This window comes from Halomonas salsilacus, assembly GCF_051216275.1.
Taxonomy (GTDB): domain Bacteria; phylum Pseudomonadota; class Gammaproteobacteria; order Pseudomonadales; family Halomonadaceae; genus Halomonas.
In genome coordinates this window covers 151,966-158,370 of the sequence record NZ_JBPKAQ010000010.1, presented here as the reverse complement: position 1 = coordinate 158,370, position 6,405 = coordinate 151,966, and the positions used below count along the sequence as shown (strand labels likewise).

7 protein-coding genes are annotated in these 6,405 nt (G+C 55.6%); 3 read left to right on the top strand and 4 right to left on the bottom strand.

The window, feature by feature from the left end:
* Positions 1–106 precede the first annotated feature (106 nt).
* On the top strand, positions 107–958 hold the full coding sequence (locus ACR80S_RS14655; RefSeq protein ID WP_435403666.1) for an MFS transporter: 852 nt from the start codon (positions 107–109) through the stop codon (positions 956–958).
* Between the two features lie 165 nt (positions 959–1,123).
* Here ACR80S_RS14655 and ACR80S_RS14650 read toward each other — a convergent pair whose 3' ends face one another.
* The 4 genes from ACR80S_RS14650 to ACR80S_RS14635 form a co-directional block, all read right to left on the bottom strand.
* Complete coding sequence (locus ACR80S_RS14650; RefSeq protein ID WP_435403665.1) at positions 1,124–2,089, bottom strand: arsenic resistance protein; 966 nt, start codon at positions 2,087–2,089, stop codon at positions 1,124–1,126.
* 6 nt (positions 2,090–2,095) lie between these two features.
* Entirely contained in the window at positions 2,096–2,497 is a 402-nt protein-coding gene (locus ACR80S_RS14645; protein WP_435403664.1) for a fluoride efflux transporter FluC, read from the bottom strand.
* Positions 2,494–2,886 (bottom strand): fluoride efflux transporter CrcB, encoded by a 393-nt coding sequence (crcB, locus tag ACR80S_RS14640; protein WP_435403663.1) that lies wholly within the window; start codon positions 2,884–2,886, stop codon positions 2,494–2,496. The genes ACR80S_RS14645 and crcB overlap by 4 nt, the downstream gene beginning before the upstream one ends.
* Positions 2,887–3,689: 803 nt before the next feature.
* Positions 3,690–4,322 carry a hypothetical protein gene (locus tag ACR80S_RS14635; protein ID WP_435403662.1) on the bottom strand — a complete coding sequence of 211 codons (633 nt, stop codon included), beginning with the start codon at positions 4,320–4,322 and terminating at the stop codon, positions 3,690–3,692.
* Positions 4,323–4,921: 599 nt separating this feature from the next.
* Between ACR80S_RS14635 and ACR80S_RS14630 the strand changes: the two genes are divergently transcribed.
* Positions 4,922–5,116 carry a helix-turn-helix transcriptional regulator gene (locus ACR80S_RS14630; RefSeq protein WP_435403661.1) on the top strand — a complete coding sequence of 65 codons (195 nt, stop codon included), beginning with the start codon at positions 4,922–4,924 and terminating at the stop codon, positions 5,114–5,116.
* A 315-nt stretch (positions 5,117–5,431) separates the two neighbouring features.
* Positions 5,432–6,091 (top strand): inovirus Gp2 family protein, encoded by a 660-nt coding sequence (locus tag ACR80S_RS14625; protein ID WP_435403660.1) that lies wholly within the window; start codon positions 5,432–5,434, stop codon positions 6,089–6,091.
* Positions 6,092–6,405 lie beyond the last annotated feature (314 nt).

Below are 6,405 nucleotides of genomic sequence, written 5' to 3'. Positions count from 1 at the left end.
GAAGCGATTGGCCTGCCGGCGCCTACCGCATCGCGCTTGTAGTGCCAATTTTGAAAAGGCGTTTCCAGGTTAATCAGTAGCTTACGCTTCTATCTGTCGAACTCGGGTGATCCAGGCGGTGAGCCCGGAAACACGGGGCCGGGCTTTCGGTTTTCATCGTGCCGCCGACACCCTTGGTGCGGTGCTCGGGCCTTTGCTGGGGGTAGCCTTGCTGGGCTGGGCGCAAGGCCTGCACTGGGGGGATGATGCCGGGGCGTTTCGCTTGGTGCTCTGGCTATCGGTCATTCCGGGGGTGCTGGCCATCCTGGCTTTTCTTGTGCTGGTTCCGGACCCCGAGTTTTCGCCCAACCCGGCGCTCAAGTTCTTCAGTTCGTTGCGTGGCTTGCCCTCGCGCTTCAAGCATTACCTTGCCGCTGTGGGCATCTTTGGTATTGGCGATTTCTCGCACACACTGCTTATTCTGGCTGCCACGACCCTGTTGATCCCGTCGCTGGGTGTCATCCAGGCGGCACAGGTCGCCGGCTTGCTCTACGTCTGGCGCAACGTGGTCCAGGTGGCGGTCTCCTTTCCCATCGGCGTGGTTGCTGACCGCGTAGGTCATCTGCCCGTGCTGGTGGCGGGCTACGTATTGGGCGCATCGACGGCGATTCTGACCGCGCTCGCATTCTTGTTCAGTGTCGACAGCGTTGCCGTGCTGGCAGGCATCTTCTTCTTCGCCGGGCTCTATGTGGCCGTGCAGGAAGCACTGGAGGCCACGGTCACCGCCGAGATGGTACAGCCCGCAACCTTGACGATGAGCTATGGTGCGCTGGGTACGGTGAACGGTGTTGCCAAGTTTGTATCCAGCGCAAGTGTCGGGGTGGTCTGGACAGCAATATCGCCTGTGGCTGCGTTCGGACTTGCGGCGGGATTGATGGCGGCTGGAACCTTGGCGCTGCTGCGCGTGAAGAACGAATAGTCAGACAAAGACTTAAGTTTAGCGCACGCCTCTCACCTTGATTGTTGCTTTACAGCGCTCTTCGCCGCCTTGCAGGCTGCCAGCGCCGATAATGCAGCCGACGCCTGAATTCCGTGCTATCGAATTCTGAAAACGACATTGGGAGAAACGCCAGCGAGTCGTGTGCTATGTGGAGGAGGGCTCCGGGATCAATCTGCTCGGTACCCAACTCAGGTAGGCCACCATGCCGAACAGCTCCACCAGCGACTGGAAGACGATGACCACCACGGCGACCTGCCAGGCCTCGGGTAGCGTCAGCGCGATGGGCAGCACCACGAAGGAATTGCGGGTACCGAAGCTGAAGGTCAGGGTTCTGGCAGACGCCGGCGCCAGTCCGAACCAGCAACCGAGCGCTTTGCCCACCAGCGCGGCCAGGAGCAGGTAGGCCACGAAGATCGGTAGCACCTGCAGCAGGGCTCCCGTCATGCCAGCAACCTGGTTCACCTGAGAGGCGGCGATCACCAACACCACGATGGCAAGCAGAGGCACCGGCAGGAGCCCCAGCCCCTGGACCAGGCGCTGGGCATTCAGTTGGCGTCTGGCCAGCCGCTCGGTCAGCCAGGCCAGCGCCAGAGGCGCAATGATCAGTCCCGCAAAGGCGGTGAGCAATTGGCTGCTCATCGCGACCCGCAGCCAGTCGCTGCCCAGGAACCACCAGAGATAGGCCGGCAAGGCGAATATCTGAACAAGCAGCAGGATCGGCGTGGCGGCAATGGCACGGCCCGTATCCCCCTTGCCGAGGTGAGTGAAAGTGATGAACCAGTCGGTGCAGGGCACCAGCAGCACCAACAGCACCCCGACGAGAATCGCCGGCTCCAGCGGCAACCACAGCACCAGGGCGCCCAATACCAGCGGGATCACCAGGAAGTTGCCTGTCAGCAGGGCGGCCAGGAACCGCCAGTCCTGAAAGGCCAGGGAAAGTCGCGTCAGCGGCACCTGCGTGAAGGTGGCATACAACAAGGCACCGAGCAGCGGCCATAGAAGCCGGTCCAGCGGCTCGGTCACGGCCGGCCAGGCGAGCCCCAGCCCCAGGCCCGTGAGAATCGCGACCAGGTAGATCCACGACTGGTGACGCTCCATGAGTTCACGCATCGGCCACTATCCTCTCTCCCGGGCCATCTTCTGGCCGTGCCAGGCGGCCACCAGCCATAGTGGAAGACTGAGTGCGACGTAAATCGCCGCCCACCACGGGCTGCCAATCGTGACCAGATGCAGGGTCTCAAGGCTGAATAGTGAAAAGGTGGTGAAGCCACCGCAAAAGCCGGCCACCAGGAAGGGCTGCCAGCGTGCCAGGCGGCCTTGGGTATAGCGGTTGCCGACGGTGGCCAACCAGGCGATCAGCCAGGAGCCGACCACATTGACGAACAGGGTGCCCCAGGGAAACAGCGGGCCGAAGGCCGCCAGCGAACTCATCGACACCAGATAGCGCAGCAGGCTGCCCAGCGCGCTGCCGAGCCCCACCGCCGCATAGGGGTAAACATGGGGATACCAGCGGATCATGCGCTACCTCCCGCCAGCCACCAGCCCAGCGCTGCCATGGCCAGGCCCACCAGGCAGGTGGCCAGGACATTGGCGACGGCCTGCTGCGGATGACCACTTTGCCAGAGGGTGAGGGTCTGCAGGCTGAAGGAGGAGACGGTGGTGTAGCCACCGAGCAGTCCCACCACCAGCCCCAGCCACGCCGAGGAGAGCTCCAGGGTGGCGGGAACGCCCAGCCACGCGGCCAGCGAACCCGCCAGCAGCGCACCGCTCAGATTGACGACCAGGGTGCCCCAGGGAAAGCGTGTCCCGAGCCAGTGGCTGAACAGGTTGGTGACGGCGAGGCGGCCCATGCCGCCCAGAGCGCCGCCAGCGGCTACCAGCAGCAGGCTGGATGCCCCAATGCTCATTTCTTACTCCCCTTCAACCGAGTCCTGGTTACCGCCTCGCGGCACCAGTTTACCGGATCGACAGGCAGGCGTTGGCCAGAAAGGCGATTGTCTATCGTTTGACATTGACCCTCATTGTTGATGTGGCTGATTTGCCTGCGCTGCTGGATGGCAGCGAAACCCTCATAGAGGAACCTGATCTTACCCACTATTTGTGGAAAAGCTCTCCCCGGTTCTCATCGAGATTGACGCGCTACACTGTCGGATGGTCCGAAGGGTGGGGTCCACTCATAATGATCTTGCCGGATAAGCGTGGAGCTCACTCGATGTTCTGGATCTGAAAATCGATACTCCAGATAAATCTTATAATAAACAATGATTTACTTGAAGTTTTCGAGGTAGATAGCTAGGGATACCCCCCAATGTACTCCCCACTTGGCTGAGGCTGATCTGCTACCACATTCAGGCAAGGAGCTCCCTTAGGACATCGGATAGGACGATAGCACTCTACTGAAACGCTGGCGAAGCGATCGTGGTAGTCCCAGTCGACCCCCGGCCGGCAACCAGAAACGGTAACGGTGGATGTTCGGTGTCTCTGGGATCGACCCAGGAGGAATAGACATCCATTTGAATATGCTTTCACCGGGCCTTGGTTCGCTATAAAAAACTGATCGAATTTTGACCAGGAGCGCAAGTGGGCGCAGCGATGTGGTCATGGATGGCAAGTGATTCCCATCTTTATTCATTGGAGTGCGTTTAGATTAAATAAAAAATATTTTTTATAAGGCTTGGGTGTTTTGGTTATGATTGGTTGTTATTGAGTGTTAATAATTTCTTTTTCCTTGAGGGGAAGTTTCTGTGTTTTGCAAGGTTCCGCTTTTGGCGTGGTCATCTGGCCTGTTGTGAAGGGAAGCGTTATTAATGTTTTCTGTTAATTTTTTTAAATTTTCGAAGGTCTGCTGTGCATGTCCATCATTCCAAACGTCATGTTGTGACGTAGTAGTGTTTCCCCACGCTACGCTATGGCCATGGTTATAATTCATGGGCATTCCATGGTTCTGCAGGTTGTTAACATGAGGCGCGAGCTGATTTGTGACTCCTAATAGCTTTGCATCTTCGTTGCATATCAGCATTTCCAGCGCTTGACTGGCCGTTATTCCGTAATGGTTTCTTATTTTTTCCAGCAGCTGTCGGCTGTTGTTGGATAGCTTGAAGGTGCATGGCTTAGAGTCAGGATTTTTATTCTTTGAGAAGTTTTGCCGTATGTTGTTTTTTAATTTTCTCTCGCAATTTTTAAAAAAGAGATCCCTAGCGTACTCCTTTTCGATCTCTCTTATCTGATCAATAGCCCTGAGTTTTTTATTTTTTCCAAAAAGCCCCTTTTTGTTCAAGTAATCGAGCGCTTTCTCTTCTGCTTCAACGCCTTTTTTTTCCAGCCATCTAGATAATGTTTCCATTTTGCAGTCCCTGTGGAGTAGTTGGTAACAGACCAAATTAGCAGCTTTTTTAATACCACAAGGCGACGCTTGTGTCAATTTTTCATGTATTCATGGGTATTTTTTCGCTTATTTTAACGCCAAATAAAATAAACTTTTATGCGATTTTCAGCACCTAAAAATGCTGCAGCATGGCATCACCAAAGGTGTTATTTTTCACATCAAATAATATTATTTTTAAATCAAGTGACTGATTTATATGAAATATATTCTTATGTCTGATGGGTTGGTATTTGGATGTAATGGCCAGCCCTGCGTCTTGTCTTTGTCTCAGTTTGGCAGCATATAGCCCCGAAATCGCTCATAAAAGTGAGCCAGATCTGTGATTGAGCTGAGCATCAAAGAAAGGTAGTTGCCCTTTCTCCTTGTCCGACATGCAATGCACATCACTTGAAAAGAGACAGCGCATCAGCAGCTGCCAGCATGACGCTGAAGCAGGTAGAGCGTTTCATTTCCGACCTCATGGCCAAGGCCTCGGGATATTTGGAGGCCGGCAGGGATTGGTATCAAATAAAATTACTGGCCGCCTTCATCTCATGAACGAATGACAGGAGTTCGTCATGAGCATGAAACTGATCCCCATCAACGAAGTTATTAAGCGCACCAGCCTTGCCAAGTCCACTATCTACAAGTACATGAGCCTTGGGCAGTTCCCAAAATCCATCAAACTCGGCACTCGGAAGGTTGCCTGGGTTGAGAGCGAGATTGAGATCTGGATTCAGAGCAACATCGAGCGCAGGGATGAAGCTGTTTAGCGGGCACTTCCTCAGGTTTTCCTGATGCAATTGAAGAGCCGATAATCCATACCTACCCCTCACGACCACTACAGCCCACCTGCATCGCTGATAGCTGAGTCAGTATTTCCGGCCCTTGTTTAATTGTTATTACCCTAACCAAGAGTGAAGGGGAGGGGCAACTAGCCCCGTACCAGCAAAACAAGGAAAGCAGCAAGGAACATCCTAGCCATAGGCCAATGGATCCAGCGCTGCGCTGGAGGATTCATCGCGCCTGAAACAAACGCCCATGACCGACAAGGCATGGGCGCTTACCCATGTCACCGGAGATATGAAATGACAACGAGACACCCCACCAACCCCAACCTGCACCTGAGCCACTACACCTCGTTCAACGGGTTGGAGGTCCAGCAGGAATCCTTGCCGATGGTGAGTGAATACCTGCAGGCGCTCCAGGTTACGCTGGAGCGTGCCATCAACGACTACCCTCGAGTGTTGGCCTTCCGGGTCGACCCGGTCATCCCTACCGCGATCAGTGACAGCATGACGCCGCAGGAGCATCAGCGGCTGATCCGGAGGTTCATTGCTTCCTTCAAGGCCATCATCAATCACGACCTGGAAAGGAAACGTCGGAGCGGCTGGGTGCCCGGCACCCGAGTGCGCTACGTCTGGTGTCGCGAGGTAGGCACCAATGGAAAGCCTCACTACCACTTCTTTTTTATCATCAACCGCGATGCCTACCACATGATCGGTAAAGCATGCTCACCCAATGAAAATCTCGTCAATCGCATCTCTCGGGCCTGGTACAGCGCGCTGGGGGTGGCGTGGAACCCTCAGGAGCCCTGGATACATGTTCCGCAGAAACCCGTGTACTGGATCGATAAAGGGGATGCCGAGAGCTTCCAGCAGGCCTTCTACCGGGCGTCGTACCTGTGCAAGGCCGACACGAAGCAGTACGGCCTGGGGATGCGGGTTTTCGATAAAAGCCGTCGTTGATGCGTGTGAGGTCCGAACTGCTTGTCGGGGCATTGGAAATGTCAGGAAGCAAACTAGCAGCGCCGTGGAGCGCTGCTGGTGATCGATAGAAGAGGGCGATGATCATGCAATGCAAGTGCGGAAGTGAGACGCGACTGAATGAAGCGGTAAAAGGCAAGCTTAAGGCGCGACTCGAGTTCCAAGTGTGCAAAGCCTGCGGCCGCGTGTCGAATGCTGAACTGTTTATGAAGGGGGTGAAAGTCGCCGTGGATGACGGGGCGCGGGCCACAGCTCGGCAGCTGTTTGCCATCCTGGATGCTGACAGAGCGGAGAAG

What these genes read in the sequence shown, in the direction of transcription:
- ACR80S_RS14650 (WP_435403665.1), bottom strand. Translation starts at nt 2,089, where the DNA reads ATGCGTGAACTCATGGAGCGTCACCAGTCGTGGATCTACCTGGTCGCG.
- ACR80S_RS14645 (WP_435403664.1), bottom strand. Translation starts at nt 2,497, where the DNA reads ATGATCCGCTGGTATCCCCATGTTTACCCCTATGCGGCGGTGGGGCTC.
- crcB (WP_435403663.1), bottom strand. Translation starts at nt 2,886, where the DNA reads ATGAGCATTGGGGCATCCAGCCTGCTGCTGGTAGCCGCTGGCGGCGCT.
- ACR80S_RS14635 (WP_435403662.1), bottom strand. Translation starts at nt 4,322, where the DNA reads ATGGAAACATTATCTAGATGGCTGGAAAAAAAAGGCGTTGAAGCAGAA.
- ACR80S_RS14630 (WP_435403661.1), top strand. Translation starts at nt 4,922, where the DNA reads ATGAGCATGAAACTGATCCCCATCAACGAAGTTATTAAGCGCACCAGC.
- ACR80S_RS14625 (WP_435403660.1), top strand. Translation starts at nt 5,432, where the DNA reads ATGACAACGAGACACCCCACCAACCCCAACCTGCACCTGAGCCACTAC.